This is a genomic window from Intrasporangium sp. (genome assembly GCF_051961875.1).
GTDB lineage: Bacteria > Actinomycetota > Actinomycetes > Actinomycetales > Dermatophilaceae > Intrasporangium_A.
Genome location: NZ_JBQCCV010000161.1, coordinates 22,054 through 37,003, shown reverse-complemented (window position 1 = coordinate 37,003; position 14,950 = coordinate 22,054). Strand labels below are relative to the sequence as shown.

Sequence of the window (14,950 nt, the reverse complement as noted above, 5' to 3'; positions counted from 1 at the left end):
GCGTGCAGGATCTTGCGCGACTCGTTGCGCAGCTTCTGCTCCTCGTCGGTCTCGAGCGAGCCGTCGTCGACGATCGACCCGGCGAGCGGCACGACGTTGAAGCCCACGGGCACGGCGTAGACCTGCGCCTCGGGCACCTCGACCGCGTCGCCGTGCAGGGCGAGACCGGTCGGGTCGCCGGCCTCGTAGCCGCCGCGCAGCTGCCGGTCGAGCTCCTGCACACCCTTGCCGCCGGAGCCGCTCACGGCCTGGTAGCTCGCGACGTGCATCCGGACGAGGCCGGCCATCTCGTGCAGCGGCGCAAGGACCGGCATGGCGGCCATCGTGGTGCAGTTCGGGTTCGCGACGATGCCCTTGGGGATGTCGGTGAGGTCGTCGGCGTTGACCTCGGAGACGACCAGGGGCACGTCGGGGTCACGCCGCCATGCGCTCGAGTTGTCGACGACCGTGGCGCCCGCCGCGGCGACCTTCGGCGCAAACTCCTTGCTCGTCGAGCCACCGTTGGAGAAGAGCGCGATGTCGATCCCGGTGAAGTCGGCCGTGGCCGTGTCCTCGACCTCGACCTGCTTGCCCTTGAACGGGATCTTCGTCCCCGCAGACCTCGCCGAGGCGAAGAACCGCACCTCGTCGACCGGGAAGTCGCGCTCCTCGAGGAGGGCGCGCATCACCCCGCCGACCTGACCCGTTGCTCCGAAGACTCCGACACGCATGTGCTCAAGGGTAGGTCGAGTGCCGGGTTGGACGTCTGGCGTCTCACCTTGCGGCGCCCGCCCTCCGGTTCGAGGTAATCGCCGGACACCACTGACCGGTAAATACCTCCAACCGGTGGGCCCACCCCCGGTTCGAGGTAATCGCCGGACACCACTGACCGGTAAATACCTCGAACCGGGGCGAGGCCTACTCGGCGTGCCGGTGGGCGTTGGCGTGGATCGCGTCGTGCACGTACTGCGCGAGCCCCGGCTCGAGGTCGTCGTAGGTCTTGGTGAACCTCGGGTCCGACACGTACATGTCCGCGAGCCCGCGGTGGAACTCGTGGTCGAGGTCGTAGAACCGGTCCGCGATGTGCCGGCGATGGGCCTCCGCCGCGTCCATCGCCGCCTCACCCGTCGCCGGCTCCCCGGCCCGCCTGGCGGCGATGAAGGCCGCGTTGACGGCATCCATCTCCGCCTTGACGGCCGCCCAGTCGGCCTTGGTGTAGCGCTTCGTCCGCTGGGCCGACTGGCGCCACGCGTCGGTCTCGCCCCACCGCTCCTCGGCCTCCGCCTGGTACTCGTCCTTGAACCCGTCGCCGAAGAGCTCCTTCAGCTCGTCCGGCGTCGCCGGCTGGTCACTCATCTCTCGCTCCAATGCTCGGTCGATGGCCGCGACGAGCTCACTCAGCTCGTCCAGCCGGGACATGACCGCGGCCCGCTGCCGCCGCAGGTGTTCCGCCGCGTCCTCACCACCGTCGAGCAGGTCGCGGATCTCGTCGAGCGGCAGCTCGAGCCGCCGGTAGACGACGATCTGCTGCAGCCGCACCAGGTCCGCGTCCGTGTAGATCCGGTAGCCCGACAGCGAGCGCCCGCTCGGCACGAGCAGCCCGATCTGGTCGTAGTGGTGCAGGGTGCGCACCGTCACGCCGAACAGGTCGGCGACCTGCCCCACGGTCCACGTGGCCATCTGCGTCCTCACGGTCATGTCCTCGAGCGTGGCCCCTCACGTCGCGTGAGGGTCAACCCCGTTCACCGTATGCCGCTGAGCCGGCTTCCAGCCGGACCTGCGGTTCCGCGGCGGAGGGCCCGCCGGCCCGGCGCGGCAGGGTCGTGACCGCGAGCACCGCGCCGACGACGAGGACCGCGGCGGCGACGAGGTCGGTGACGTGCATGGCGTCGACATAGGCGGTTCGCCCCGCGTCGAGGACCGCCTGGCCGATCCCGCCGCCGAGGTGGTCCGCGACGACGGTCGCCTGCCCGAGGGTCTCCGCCGCCGCATCGGCAACCGAGCCCGGAAGACCGGAGGGCAGCAGGTCCGACACGCGTGCGGCATACACGGCGCCGAGGACGCTACCGAGCACGGCCATCCCGAGCGCGCCACCGAACTCCCCCGCCGTCTCGACCAGCGCCGACACCGACCCGGCTCGCTCAGCGGGTGCGACGCCGAGGGCGTACTCGGTGACGAGCGTGGCCACGGACACGAGCCCGGCCGCGACGAAGGTGGCCGCGACGAGCACGGGCACGACGGACGAGTCCGCACGCGCCGTCAGCATCCCGACGAAGCCTGCCGCCGCGACGATGAAGGCACCACCCATGACGACCGGCCGGCCGACGTGGGTGGAGAGTGCCGCGGCGGTGGGGGCCGCCGCACCGACGACGACCGACGGCACGAGGCTCCACAGCGCGGCGACGAGCGGGGTCAGGCCGAGGACAGACTGGAGGTACTGCGTGATGACGATGGCGTTGCCCATGACACCGAACATGCCGATGACCTGGATGGCGACGGATCCGCCGAATCCCTTGTGGCGGAACAGCCTCAGGTCGACCATCGGGGAGGCGACGCGACCCTGCCGGACGACGAAAGCAACGGCCGCGCAGAGGCCGACAGCGGCATACAGGAGCTCGGTCAACCACCAGCCATCCGCGGCGATTCCCTTGATGGCGTGAATGATCGGCAGGATGGCGGCGAGCGACAGGACGGCGCTCAGCAGGTCGACGCGGGCGCTCGGGTTGTGCGACTCCGGCAGGAGGATCGGCCCGATCACGAGCAGCAGGGCCATGAACGGGATGTTGAGCAGGAAGACCGAGCCCCACCAGAAGTGCTCGAGCAGCAGGCCGCTGACGACGGGCCCGACACCGACACCGCCGGCCATGGCCGCGGACCAGATGCCGACGGCCTTGGCGCGTTCGGCCTCGTCGTGGAACATCGAGCGGACGATCCCGAGCGTGCTCGGCATGAGGGTCGCGCCGCCGAGGCCGAGGACGGCCCGGGCGACGATGAGCGCCTCCGCGCTCGTGGCATAGGCGGCGAGGAGCGACGCCGCGGCGAAGGCGACGGCACCGACCAGGAGCAGGCGCCGACGCCCGATCCGGTCGGCGACGTTGCCCATGGTGAGAAGCAGCCCGGCGAGGACGAAGCCATAGATGTCGAAGATCCAGAGCACCTGGGTCGCGCTCGGCTGAAGCGATGCGGCGATGTGCGGGACGGCGAAGAACAGGACGGAGACGTCCATCGAGACGATGAGGAGCGGCAGGCAGAGGACGGCGAGTGCGGTCCACTCGCGGCGGCCTGCGCGGGGCGTGGTCATGGGCCGATTCTTTCTGTGTATATCGTACGTGGTTTCCCGACCATAGCGACCTTACTGCGTATCGCGCAAGCAGTTACTAGACTCGGCCCATGACCGAGCTGCCGCGTTACCTCCAGCTGTTGTGGGGACGTGAGCCCGAGGGCCGCCGCGGCCCGAGGCCCGGGCGCACCATCGAGGAGATCGGGGCGGCAGCAGTGGCCGTCGCTGACCGGGAGGGGCTCGAGGCCGTCTCCATGAAGACCGTCGCCCAGGCGGTCGGCTTCACCACCATGTCCCTCTACCGCTACCTCGACAGCAAGGCGGAGCTCGGCGCGGTCATGCTCGATCTGGCCTACGGACCGCCGACGATCACCTACCCGGCCGGCTCCGGCTGGCGTGAGCGGATCTCCTTGTGGGCCAAGGAGATCGCCGCGCGTCGCCTCGCGCATCCCTGGACGGTCGAGCTCGCGCAGGCGAGTCCCCCACTGACCCCGAACGTCCTCTCGTGGACCGAGCGCGGGCTCGAGGCGTTCGACGCCACTCCCCTCACGAGCCAGGAAAAGCTCTCCGCGCTGCTCGCCGTCGACGGCTGGGCGCAGAACCACGTCCGCCAGTCCATCCAGATGGGGCTCATCGGCCCGGTCCAGCCCGACAGCCCCCAGGGTGACTACGCCGGCCTCATCTCGCGGCTCATCGACCCGGAACGCTTCCCGCACCTCGCCACCGCAGGCGCCGAGAGCCTCGACGACACGGACGAGGACTTCTACGCCGAGGAGTTCGAGCGCGGGCTCACGCTGCTGCTCGACGGGATCCAAGCCCTCATCGGCCGCCATCCCTAGCTCCCATCGAGGGAGCGCTTCGCCCCACCAGCCCCAACGGACCCCTGGGCCCTCCCGTCGAGTGAGCGCTGCGCCCCACCAGCCCCATCCAGGCATGGGACGCCTGGGACGAACCGCTCACTCGACGGGGACAGGAACCGCGGTGGCTACGCTTCGAGCGTGCACCGTCGCCTCGCGCTCGTCCGTCGCCCCTCGCCCAAGCTCGCTGACGGCATCGTCACGCACATCGAGCGGTCGGCGTCGGTCGATGCCGGCCTCGCCGAGCGGCAGTGGGAGGAGTACTGCCGGGTCCTCGAGGACCGCGGCTGGACGCTCCTCGAGGCGCCCGAGGCGGACAGCTGCCCGGACGGCGTCTTCATCGAGGACCAGGTCTTCGTCTACGGCGACATCGCGGTGCTGTGCCGGTCCGGAGCGCCGGAGCGTCGGGCCGAGTTGGACGGGCTGCGCGAGCTCCTCGGGGGCGTCGGCTACCGCTGCGTCGAGATCGAGGCGCCCGGCACGCTCGACGGCGGCGACATCCTCAAGCACGCGCGGCGGGTCTGGGTCGGCAGCGGCGGGCGGAGCAACGACGAGGGCATCGGGCAGCTCGCCGCCGCCCTGGCGCCGCTCCGGCTGGCCGTCACCCCGGTGCCGACAACGAAGGCCCTGCACCTGAAGTCAGCGGTGACTGCCCTGCCGGATGGCACCATCATCGGCTGGGACCCGGTCGTCGACGACCCGTCGGTCTTCGCCGAGGTCGGCTACCTGTCGGCCCCCGAGGAGCCCGGGTCCCACGTCGTCCTCCTCGGCGGGAACTCGGTCCTCATGTCCGCCGCCGCGCCGCAGACCGCCCAGCTGCTGCGTGCACGTGGCCTCGACGTCACGGTCGTCGACATCTCCGAGTTCGAGAAACTCGAGGGCTGCGTCACCTGCCTCTCGGTCCGGCTCCGCGGCTGACGGGCTCACCGGCCTCGGCGATCCCACTCGTGGCGGAGCATCGCCCACTCGTTGTCGTCGAGCCACCGCCCGTCCTTGCCGAGCGAGTGCTCCAGGACCCTGCCCTCGAGGCGCATCCCGACCTTCTGGAGGACCCGGTTGGACCCGACGTTCTCCGCGTATGCCGCGGCCGCGATACGCCGCAGGCCCAGCACCCCGAAGCCGAGGTGGAGCAGCTCCCGCGCCGTCTCGGTCGCGTACCCACAACCGTGGACGTCCGGGTGGAAGGCGTAACCGATGACCCCCTCCCACGCCTCCATCTCCGCCGTCCAGACGCTCGTGCTCCGTTCCAGCGCCAGCATCGCGTCACCGACGACCCGGCCCGTCCCTCGCTCGACCACGACGAGGCCGAGGCAGGGACGGTCGGCCTCGATCGTGGCGCGACCGATCCGATCGGCCACCCGGGCGGCGACCTGGTCCCGGCTCAGCACGTCGTGGCTCAGGTACCGCACGACGTCCGGCAGGCGCCGGAAGTCGTGGATGGCGTCGACGTCGTCGAGCGTGGCCGGCCGCAGGAGGAGGCGTCCGGTCCGGCGCGGCCAGGTCAGCGTCGTGAGATCGGGAGCCGGCATCAATGCCAGCCGGGCTCGCCCACGCCACCCGGGATGTCCGCCTCCGGGTCGTACGGCGTCAGGGTGAACCGGAACGACGCGAGGTCGAGATGCGACACCCTCCCGTCGCGACGCCGGATGACCCGCAGCGGCTCGCCGGTGTAGTAGCCGTCGAGCCCGACCCACTCGTCCGGCCCGACCGGCTCGAACCGGGACCCGCGCGCCTGACCGGGCTCACCGAGCACGAGGTGTCGACCCTCGATGCGCCCGGTGACGACGCCGGCGCCCCAGTGCCAGAGCCCGGTGAGGTCGAGCAGGCCGGCATCGCCGGCGGCGTGCCACGGCTCGGGCAGGCGGGGCTCGCGCTCCCGGAAGTCGTCGAGGAGCTGCACCGTCGTCGGGCCGAGGAGCGCGCTCGTGGAGTTCGTGAACGTCACGACGCCGTCACCGCCGTCACCGCCGTCACCGCCGTCGACCGCGACCCGCAGCCCGGCGAGGAAGCCCGGCATCGAGCCCCCATGGCCGGCGAAGCGGACGCCGTCGACGTTCCACAGCTGCCAGCCGAGCCCGTGAGCACCGGTCCACGGCAGGCCGGGCAGGTCCACGACGGTGTGCGGCTCGAACATCTCGGCCAGGGTGTCCACCGACAGCAGGTCGCCCGTGTCGCCGCCGACGAAGGCGGCCCACCGCGCCAGGTCCTCCACCGTGGTCCAGAGCTGGCCGGCCGGCGCCATGGCGCCCGCGTCGTGCTCGGGCTCGCGGAGCAGGACGTCCGCGAAGGGGTGCACGGCCAGGCCTGCCGCCGCCTTCCCGGTGGGCCGCGTGGTGGTCCGCCGCATCCCGAGCGGCTCGAGCAGGTCCCGCCGCAGGACGTCGAACCAGCCGAGGCCGTGGCTCCGGGCGACGAGCTCGCCGAGGGCGGCATACCCGACGTTCGTGTAGTGGAAGCGGCGACCGGCCCGGAACCGCTGGTCGACCGGCGAGCCGACGAGCGCCTCCCACGAGCCGCCCGGGGTCCGCTCCCACCACGGCCCGTTCGTCTCGGCCTGGACGCCGCCGCCGTGCGAGAGCAGCTGGGCGATCGTGACGCCGCCGAGCCGCGAGCCCGGCACGTGATCGTCGAGCCGGTCGTTCAGGTCGAGCCGCCCGTCGTCCCGCAGCCGCATGACCGCCACCGCGACGAACGTCTTCGTGATCGACCCCATCCGGTACTGCGTGTCGGTGTCCGCGGCGACTCCGTCGGCACGCCCGTCGAGCGTGCCGATGGCGTCGGCCCAGACGAGCCGGCCACCCCGCACCACCCCGGCGGCGACCGACGGCAGCCGCTGCTCCCGCTGGGCTGTCGCCAGCAGGTGGGTCAGGTGTCGGGACGTCTGCGGGTCGAGAGAGGGATCGCTGCTCACCGGGCCACCCTAGGGGGGCCACGATCGTCCCCGACGGGGTGCGCGGCATACCCGTCGTGTCGTATGCCGCTCAGCCGGCTCCGGTCGCCACGGGCGGGGGCGCTGCTGGCCGAGCGACCGGTCCGAGGGCGCCCGGGCCATGCTGGCGTGGGCCGTCCCGCCTCGGCAGGATGGGGAGGGCGCCCGCGCGGCGCCCAGATCCGATATCTTGATATCAAGATTTTTGTCGGACCCTCGGAATGGAGCACAGGTGACTGAGTCGACCATCATCTACACGCACACGGACGAGGCCCCCGCGCTCGCGACCGCGTCGCTGCTGCCGATCGTGTCGGCGTTCGCGAAGCAGGCGGGCGTCGTGATGGACACGCGTGACATCTCGCTCGCCGGGCGGATCATCGCCAGCTTCCCGGAGGCGCTGAAGCCCGAGCAGCGGCTCGGCGACGCCCTCGCCGAGCTGGGCGAGCTCGCGAAGCGCCCCGAGGCCAACATCATCAAGCTGCCGAACATCTCGGCCTCGATCCCCCAGCTCAAGGCCGCGATCGCCGAGCTGCAGGCGCAGGGCTATGCACTGCCCGACTACCCGGATGACCCGCAGACCGAGGTGGAGAAGTCCACCCGCGCGGCATACGACAAGGTCAAGGGCTCGGCCGTCAACCCCGTTCTGCGCGAAGGGAACTCGGACCGCCGCGCCCCGGCGTCGGTCAAGAGCTACGCCCGCAAGCACCCGCACTCCATGGGCGCCTGGAGCAGCGACAGCAAGACGAACGTCGCGACGATGGACGCCGGTGACTTCCGCCACGACGAGCAGTCCGTCGTCATCGACCACGACGGCTCGCTCCGCATCGAGCACGTCGCCGCCGACGGCACGACGACCGTCCTCAAGGAGTCCATCCCGGTCCTCGAGGGCGAGGTCGTCGACGCGACGGCCATGCACGTGGCCGACCTCGACGACTTCCTCCGCGCCCAGGTCGCCCGCGCGAAGGAGGAGGGCGTCCTCTTCTCGGTCCACCTCAAGGCCACGATGATGAAGGTCTCCGACCCGATCATCTTCGGGCACGTGGTGCGCGTCTTCTTCCCCACGCTGTTCGAGAAGTATGGCGCCCAGCTGGCCTCGGTCGGCGCCAACCCGAACGACGGCCTGGGTGCGATGCTCCGCGCCATCGAGTCCCTCCCGGAGGACCAGCGGGCCGAGATCGAGGCCGCGATCAAGCAAGGCTTCGAGGACGGGCCGGCCATCGCCATGGTCGACTCCGACCGCGGCATCACGAACCTGCACGTCCCGAGCGACGTCATCGTCGACGCGTCCATGCCGGCGATGATCCGCACCTCCGGGCACATGTGGAACGCCGAGGGCCAGGAGCAGGACACCCTCGCCGTCCTGCCCGACTCGTCCTACGCCGGGGTCTACCAGGCCGTCATCGACGACTGCCGGGCCAACGGTGCCTTCGACCCGGCCACGATGGGCTCGGTGCCGAACGTCGGCCTCATGGCCCAGAAGGCCGAGGAGTACGGCAGCCACGACAAGACCTTCGAGATCGCCGCGCCGGGCACCGTCCGGGTCGTCGACGAGTCGGGCAAGGTCCTCATGGAGCACGAGGTCGCCGCCGGTGACATCTGGCGGGCCTGCCAGACCAAGGACGTCCCGGTCCGCGACTGGGTGTCGCTCGCGGTCCGCCGCGCCCGCGCGACGGGCGCCCCGGCCGTCTTCTGGCTCGACGAGACGCGGGCCCACGACCGCAACCTCATCGCGAAGGTCAAGGAGTACCTCCAGGACGAGGACACCGAGGGGCTCACCATCGAGATCCTCTCGCCCGTGGAGGCGACCAAGTACTCGCTCGAGCGGATCCGCAAGGGCGAGGACACCATCTCGGTGACCGGCAACGTCCTGCGTGACTACCTCACCGACCTGTTCCCGATCCTCGAGCTCGGGACGTCGGCCAAGATGCTCTCGGTCGTCCCGCTCCTCGGCGGTGGCGGGCTCTTCGAGACGGGTGCGGGAGGTTCGGCCCCGAAGCACGTCCAGCAGCTGATCAAGGAGGACTACCTCCGCTGGGACAGCCTCGGCGAGTTCCTCGCCCTGGCCGTGAGCTTCGAGCAGTACGCCAAGGCGACCGGCAACAGCCGGGCCCAGGTGCTGGCCGACACCCTCGACCGGGCGACCGGCACGTTCCTCGACGAGAACAGGTCCCCGGCCCGCAAGGTGGGCCAGATCGACAACCGCGGCAGCCACTTCTACCTCGCCATGTACTGGGCCCAGGAGCTGGCGAAGCAGACCGAGGACCCGGAGCTGGCTGCAGCGTTCGAGCCGGTGGCCAAGGCGCTGACGGACAACGAGGCGACCATCACGCAGGAGCTCATCGACGCGCAGGGCCAGTCGGTCGACCTCGGCGGCTACTACCACCCCGACACCGACAAGGTGTCCGCGGTGATGCGCCCGTCGGCGACGCTGAACGGCATCATCGACGCCCTCGCCTGAGCGCATCGAGAGTGCAGCTCTCCTGATCGAGAGCGACTTCTCACCCTCGAGAGGCCACTTCCCACGTTGGGACGTGGCCTCTCGGCGTTCCTACCTATCCTGACCGGGTGGGACGAGACGGGTCCCCCGGACTGCTGCGCGAGCCCTTCAGCTGGCTCTCGCTCGTCGTGCTTGCGGCCTTCGTCCCGGTCCTGATCCGTCTGCCCGCCCTCGGCGACCTCTTCCTGCACGCCGGCACCATCCAGCAGCTGCGCCTCCACCTGTCGGCACCGCTCGACCCCATGACCGGTATGCCGAGCCCGGGTAACCCCTACTTCTCACCCTGGGCGGTCGGCTGGGCGGAGGTGGCCCGGGTGACGGGCTGGGACGTGTTCCTCGTGCTCCGCCTCGCCGGCGCCGTCAACCTGGTCCTCGTCCTGGCCGGGTTCCGCACCTTCGTCCGCACCCTGACGCGCAACCCCTGGGCGCCCGTCACCGCGTTCCTCGCCGTCTGCTTCCTGTGGGGCGCGGCGTTCTTCTACTGGAGCGGGTTCATCTCGCTGCCGACCCTCGTCGCCGGGATCGCCTACCCGTCGACCTTCGCGGTCGGGGTGACCCTGCTCCTGTGGGCCGGCCTGAACCACATCGTGCGGCCGCCGTGGCGGACCGGCCACCTGGCGCTTGCCCTCGCGCTGGGCCTCGGGGGTGCCCTCGTCGCGCTCAGCCATCCGTTCACGGGCCTCGGCGCGGGGGCCTACGCGGTCGCGGTGGTCCTCACGCATGCCGACCGGATCCGTCCTCGCACGTGGGCCGCCTTGCTGCTCGGGGCCGCCGTCGGTGCCGCCGTCGTGGCCGTCTGGCCGTGGTACCACCTGCTCTCGGCGACCGCCGACATCGGTGGCTTCGACTCGGCCGAGGCGGCGCTCAGCGAGAACCTCGTCGCCCGCTACGTGCTGCTGCTCGTCGCCGTGCCGGCACTGGCGTGGCGCCTCCACGTCGACCACCGGGACGCGCTCGCGTGGACCGTCGCCGCCGGCCTGTGCGTCTTCGTGGCGGGCATCATCTCGGGCCTCGACGCGGTCGTGCGGATCTTCGCCATGGTCGCGCTGCTCTCGCAGGTCGGCGTCGGGATCATCGTCGCGGAGTGGCTCCTGCCCGGCCGCGCCGAACCACGGGTGCCGACCCGTGCCCAGCGCCTGTACGCCGGCGCGGCAGGCCTCGCGATCCTCGCCGGCGTCGTGTTCCAGAGCGGCGTGGTCAACCTCTACTCGCCCGGCTCCTACCCGGCCGCCCTCGACCGGGTCTTCCACTCCCGGATGAGCAAGGGCGACTACCGCTGGCTCGCCGCGCACGTCCCCACCGGCGCGACGGTGATGACGGCGGACTGGGACACCCGCGCCATGACGCCCGCCTACGGCATCTTCACGGTCCAACCGGCCTGGCCCGACCCGTTCCTCGGCAGCGCGGAGGGACGGCGCATCGCCGACACGCGCAGGTTCTTCGACGCCATGACCACTACCCGCGACCGGGTCCGGCTGCTCGAGCGCTACCGCACCCGGTGGGTCGTCGTCACGACCGACTCGGCCGCCCCGTTCGCCGACGACCCCCACTTCGAGCTCGTCGCGAGCCGGCCGCCCTCCGGCCCGCGTGAGGAGGGCCCGGGAGGACCGGCCCAGCTGTTCCGCCTCGTACGTCCCTGACGGCCACTCGCCGCTCGAGGCGCAGTGGCCCCTCGTCGGCTGCGCGGGTCCCGCGTCAGCTGACGGCGGCCACCAGCTCGGGGTCGAGGAACCAGCCGACGACCATGCCGACCGGCCGCGCCGGCTCCAGGTAGTGCTCCCAGCCGAACTGCTCGCGGAACGCGTCCTCCGGGATCGAGAGGATCATCCCGACGTCGCTCGTCTGGCTCGCGTGCGCCTGCAGCGCGCGACGCTTCACGTCGACCCAGTCACGCAGGTCGCACGCCCAGTGCAGCTCCGCCTCGGGCGTCCCCATCGGGTTGCCGTCGTCCATGGGGCCGGTCGGGTCCCAGTCGCCGACGTCCATCCCGGCCGCCACGGCCGCCGCGAACGACCTCGCCATGGCGTCGCGGTTCATCGAGCCCTCGAGGTAGCGCGGCGTCCCGGCGAGCTCGGCCGCCCGCTTCGTCACCCGGTGCGCCTGCACGTGGTCGGGGTGCCCGTAGCCGCCGTGCCAGTCGTAGCCGATGACGACGTCGGCCTGCTCCTCGCGCAGCACCTCCGCGAGCCGCCCAGCCACGTCCTCGACGTCGGCGCGCATGAAGGCGTCCTCGTGCTCGTTCTGCGCCCATCCCGTCATCCCCGAGTCGGCATAGCCGAGCCAGACGATCCGGTGGGTGCCGATCGCGGACTGCGAGGCCTCGGCCTCCCGACGGCGCCGCATGACGACCGTCTCGCCCTCAGCAAGATCGGCCGCAGGCTCGCCGTGGTCGCCGTTCGTCGCGATGACGAGCACGACCCGGTGCCCCTCCTCGACGGCGCGCGCCATCGAGCACGCGGACTGCGAGGCCTCGTCGTCGGGGTGGGCGTGCACGAACACGATGGTCGACATGGGGGCCAGCCTCTCACCCGCCGCCGACAGACCGCCCGCACGACGCGACGCGACGCGAGCTGAGCGGCATACCACCCGGTTGGGGGTATGCCGCTCAGCCGGCGGGCGCTGCGGAGCTCAGCCGCGCTTGGCGGCCGTCTTCTTGGTGGTCCGCTTGGTCGTCTTCTTGGCCGCCCGCTTGCGGGTCGTCGGGCCCTTGGCGCGCTTCTCGGCGAGCAGCTCGTAGCCGCGCTCCGGCGTGATCTCGGCCGGGTCGTCGTCCTTGCGGAGCGTCGCGTTCGTCTCGCCGTCGGTCACGTAGGGCCCGAAGCGCCCGTCCTTGACGACGACCGGCTTGCCGCTGACCGGGTCGGTGCCGAGCTCCTTGAGCGGGGCCGACGCCGCGGCCCGGCCGCGCTGCTTCGGCTGGGCGTAGATCGCGAGCGCCTCGTCGAGGGTGATGTCGAAGAGCTGCTGCTCGGAGGTGAGCGACCGCGAGTCGGTGCCCTTCTTGAGGTAGGGCCCGTAGCGGCCGTTCTGCGCGGTGATCTCGACGCCCTCGGCATCGGTGCCGACGACGCGGGGCAGGCTGAGGAGCTTGAGCGCCGCGTCGAGGTCGATGGTCGCGAGGTCCATGTCCTTGAAGAGGGACGCGGTGCGCGGCTTCGGCTTGGCGGCCTTGCGCCCCCTCGCCTTGGGCTTGTCGGTGTCCTCGGGCTCCTCCGGCAGGACCTCGGTGACATACGGCCCGTAGCGGCCGGCCCGGGCGACGATCTCGTGCCCGGTCTCGGGGTCGAGGCCGAGGACGCGTCCGTCGTCGGCCGCCTGGACGAGCAGCTCGCGGGCCTTCTCGGGGGTCATCTCGTCGGGCGCGATGTCGTCGGCGATCGTCGCGCGGCGGGGCGTCCCGTTCGGGTCGGCTCCGTCGGCCACCTCACCGGTCGTCAGGTCGACGCCGGCGGGCGCCACCTCCTCGACGTAGGGGCCGTAGCGGCCGACGCGCACGACCATGCCGTCGCCGATCGGGATCGTCGAGATCTCCTTGGCGTCGATCTCGCCGAGGTCCTCGACGAGCTGCTTGAGGCCCTCGCCCGAGGTCGCCTCGTCGCCGAAGTAGAAGCGCCGCAGCCAGTCGACCCGGCCCTGCTCACCGTTCGCGATCCGGTCGAGGTCCTCCTCCATCGAGGCGGTGAACTCGTAGTCGACCAGCTCGCCGAAGTGCTCCTCGAGCAGGCGTGTCACCGCGAACGCGAGCCACGTCGGCACGAGTGCCTGGCCCTTCGTGTAGACGTAGCCGCGGTCCTGGATCGTGCCGAGCGTCGAGGCATAGGTCGACGGGCGGCCGATGCCCCGCTCCTCCATCGCCTTGACGAGGGTCGCCTCGGTGTAGCGCGCCGGCGGGGTCGTCTCGTGGCCCTCGGCCTCGGCCCGCACGACCTCGAGGGCGACGCCGGTCGACAGCTTCGGCAGCCGGCGCTCCTCCTCGGCGGCCTGGGCCCGGGCGGCGGCCTCGTCGTCCCGGCCCTCCTCGTACGCGGCGAGGAAGCCCTTGAAGGTGATGACGGTGCCGGAGGCGCTGAACTCGACGGACCCGGCGCCCTCGATGCGGGTCTCGACGGCGAGCCGGACGGTGGCCGTCGAGCCCCTGGCGTCGGCCATCTGCGAGGCGACCGTGCGCTTCCAGATCAGCTCGTAGAGCGCGTACTCGTCCCCGCGGAGCTCACCCGCCACCTGGGCCGGCGTCCGGAACCGGTCACCCGCGGGGCGGATCGCCTCGTGCGCCTCCTGGGCGTTCTTGACCTTCCGCTCGTAGCGGCGCGGGGCGTCGGGGACGTACTCGGCGCCATACATGTCCCGCGCCTGGCTCCGGGCGGCGGTGAGCGCCGCCTCCGAGAGCGTCGTGGAGTCGGTACGCATATACGTGATGTAGCCGCCCTCGTAGAGGCGCTGGGCGACGCGCATCGCGTTCTTCGAGCTCATCCGCAGCTTGCGGGACGCCTCCTGCTGGAGCGTCGAGGTCGTGAACGGCGCGGACGGCCTTCTCGTGTAGGGCTTCTCGGCGACGTCGGTGACTCGGGCGTTGAGCGCGGCGACGGCCTCGGCGATCCGGGTCGCGAGCGCCTCGTCGAGGTGGACGACCCCCTTGCCGGTGAGGCGCCCGTCGTCCGCGAAGTCGCGGCCGGTCGCGACGCGTGCGCCGTCGACCCCGGTCAGCCGTGCGGTGAACTGCTGGGCGGCGCCGCTCGGGGTGAACTCGCCCTCGACGTCCCAGTAGGACGCCCGGACGAACGCCATCCGCTCGCGCTCGCGCTCGACGACCATCCGGGTGGCGACGGACTGGACGCGCCCGGCGGACAGGCCCTGGCGGACCTTGCGCCACAGCACCGGGCTGACCTCGTAGCCATAGAGCCGGTCGAGGACGCGGCGCGTCTCCTGGGCGTCGACGAGGTCGAGGTCGAGGTCGCGGGTGTTGTTGACCGCCCGCTGGATCGCCTCCCGCGTGATCTCGTGGAAGACCATGCGCCGCACCGGGACCCGGGGCTTGAGCGCCTCGAGCAGGTGCCAGGCGATGGCCTCGCCCTCGCGGTCCTCGTCAGTTGCGAGGTAGAGCTCGGACGAGTCCTTGAGCATCCGCTTGAGCTCGGCGACCTTCTTCTTCTTGTCCGGGTCGACGACGTAGTACGGCGCGAAGTCCTGCTCGACGTCGACGGCGAACTTGCCGAACGGACCCTTCTTCATCTCCGCCGGCAGCTCCGACGGGTTCGGCAGGTCCCGGATGTGCCCGACCGACGCCTCGACGTCGAAGTCCCCACCCAGGTATCCCGCGATCGTCTTCGCCTTCGCGGGCGACTCGACGATGACGAGCTTGCGGCCCTTGCCTGCAGCCATGCGCAACCTTGCTCTTCCTGCATCTCACG

The 14,950-nt window shown here is 71.5% G+C and carries 11 protein-coding genes; 4 read left to right on the top strand and 7 right to left on the bottom strand.

All coding sequences use genetic code 11. The features are described from left to right. From ACTHJJ_RS09770 to ACTHJJ_RS09760, 3 genes are all read right to left on the bottom strand, one after another. Window positions 1–710: aspartate-semialdehyde dehydrogenase (locus tag ACTHJJ_RS09770; protein ID WP_440302750.1), on the bottom strand; the 710-nt coding region annotated here is incomplete at its 3' end. Between the two features lie 187 nt (window positions 711–897). Continuing rightward, window positions 898–1,677 (bottom strand): MerR family transcriptional regulator, encoded by a 780-nt coding sequence (locus ACTHJJ_RS09765; protein WP_440302749.1) that lies wholly within the window; start codon window positions 1,675–1,677, stop codon window positions 898–900. A 34-nt stretch (window positions 1,678–1,711) separates the two neighbouring features. Next, a complete protein-coding gene (locus tag ACTHJJ_RS09760; protein WP_440302748.1) occupies window positions 1,712–3,280 on the bottom strand; it encodes an MFS transporter in 1,569 nt (522 codons plus the stop codon). 89 nt (window positions 3,281–3,369) lie between these two features. On the opposite strand from ACTHJJ_RS09760, the gene ACTHJJ_RS09755 reads away from it, so the two are divergent. After that, window positions 3,370–4,098: a TetR/AcrR family transcriptional regulator gene (locus tag ACTHJJ_RS09755; RefSeq protein ID WP_440302747.1), complete on the top strand. Its 729-nt coding sequence runs from the start codon at window positions 3,370–3,372 to the stop codon at window positions 4,096–4,098. Window positions 4,099–4,257: 159 nt separating this feature from the next. Further along, window positions 4,258–5,034 (top strand): dimethylargininase, encoded by a 777-nt coding sequence (ddaH, locus tag ACTHJJ_RS09750; RefSeq protein ID WP_440302746.1) that lies wholly within the window; start codon window positions 4,258–4,260, stop codon window positions 5,032–5,034. Between the two features lie 5 nt (window positions 5,035–5,039). On the opposite strand, the gene ACTHJJ_RS09745 is transcribed toward ddaH, so the two are convergent. Then, window positions 5,040–5,645, bottom strand: coding sequence for a GNAT family N-acetyltransferase (locus ACTHJJ_RS09745; protein WP_440302745.1), 606 nt, complete (start codon window positions 5,643–5,645; stop codon window positions 5,040–5,042). Then, window positions 5,645–7,027, bottom strand: a complete 1,383-nt coding sequence (locus ACTHJJ_RS09740; RefSeq protein ID WP_440302744.1) for a serine hydrolase domain-containing protein — start codon at window positions 7,025–7,027, stop codon at window positions 5,645–5,647. The genes ACTHJJ_RS09745 and ACTHJJ_RS09740 overlap by 1 nt, the downstream gene beginning before the upstream one ends. A gap of 250 nt (window positions 7,028–7,277) precedes the next feature. On the opposite strand from ACTHJJ_RS09740, the gene ACTHJJ_RS09735 reads away from it, so the two are divergent. Continuing rightward, window positions 7,278–9,503, top strand: a complete 2,226-nt coding sequence (locus ACTHJJ_RS09735) for an NADP-dependent isocitrate dehydrogenase (protein WP_440302743.1) — start codon at window positions 7,278–7,280, stop codon at window positions 9,501–9,503. A 107-nt stretch (window positions 9,504–9,610) separates the two neighbouring features. Then, window positions 9,611–11,182 (top strand): hypothetical protein, encoded by a 1,572-nt coding sequence (locus ACTHJJ_RS09730; protein WP_440302742.1) that lies wholly within the window; start codon window positions 9,611–9,613, stop codon window positions 11,180–11,182. Window positions 11,183–11,237: 55 nt separating this feature from the next. On the opposite strand, the gene ACTHJJ_RS09725 is transcribed toward ACTHJJ_RS09730, so the two are convergent. Together ACTHJJ_RS09725 and topA are read right to left on the bottom strand one after the other, a co-directional pair. Next, the gene (locus ACTHJJ_RS09725) at window positions 11,238–12,053 is read right to left on the bottom strand and encodes a PIG-L deacetylase family protein (RefSeq protein WP_440302741.1); all 816 of its coding nucleotides are present in this window, start codon (window positions 12,051–12,053) and stop codon (window positions 11,238–11,240) included. A gap of 117 nt (window positions 12,054–12,170) precedes the next feature. Beyond that, window positions 12,171–14,921: a type I DNA topoisomerase gene (gene topA / locus ACTHJJ_RS09720; protein WP_440302740.1), complete on the bottom strand. Its 2,751-nt coding sequence runs from the start codon at window positions 14,919–14,921 to the stop codon at window positions 12,171–12,173. Window positions 14,922–14,950: the final 29 nt, after the last annotated feature.

What these genes read in the sequence shown, in the direction of transcription:
- ACTHJJ_RS09760 (WP_440302748.1), bottom strand. Translation starts at nt 3,280, where the DNA reads ATGACCACGCCCCGCGCAGGCCGCCGCGAGTGGACCGCACTCGCCGTC.
- ACTHJJ_RS09765 (WP_440302749.1), bottom strand. Translation starts at nt 1,677, where the DNA reads ATGACCGTGAGGACGCAGATGGCCACGTGGACCGTGGGGCAGGTCGCC.
- ACTHJJ_RS09745 (WP_440302745.1), bottom strand. Translation starts at nt 5,645, where the DNA reads ATGCCGGCTCCCGATCTCACGACGCTGACCTGGCCGCGCCGGACCGGA.
- ACTHJJ_RS09755 (WP_440302747.1), top strand. Translation starts at nt 3,370, where the DNA reads ATGACCGAGCTGCCGCGTTACCTCCAGCTGTTGTGGGGACGTGAGCCC.
- topA (WP_440302740.1), bottom strand. Translation starts at nt 14,921, where the DNA reads ATGGCTGCAGGCAAGGGCCGCAAGCTCGTCATCGTCGAGTCGCCCGCG.
- ACTHJJ_RS09725 (WP_440302741.1), bottom strand. Translation starts at nt 12,053, where the DNA reads ATGTCGACCATCGTGTTCGTGCACGCCCACCCCGACGACGAGGCCTCG.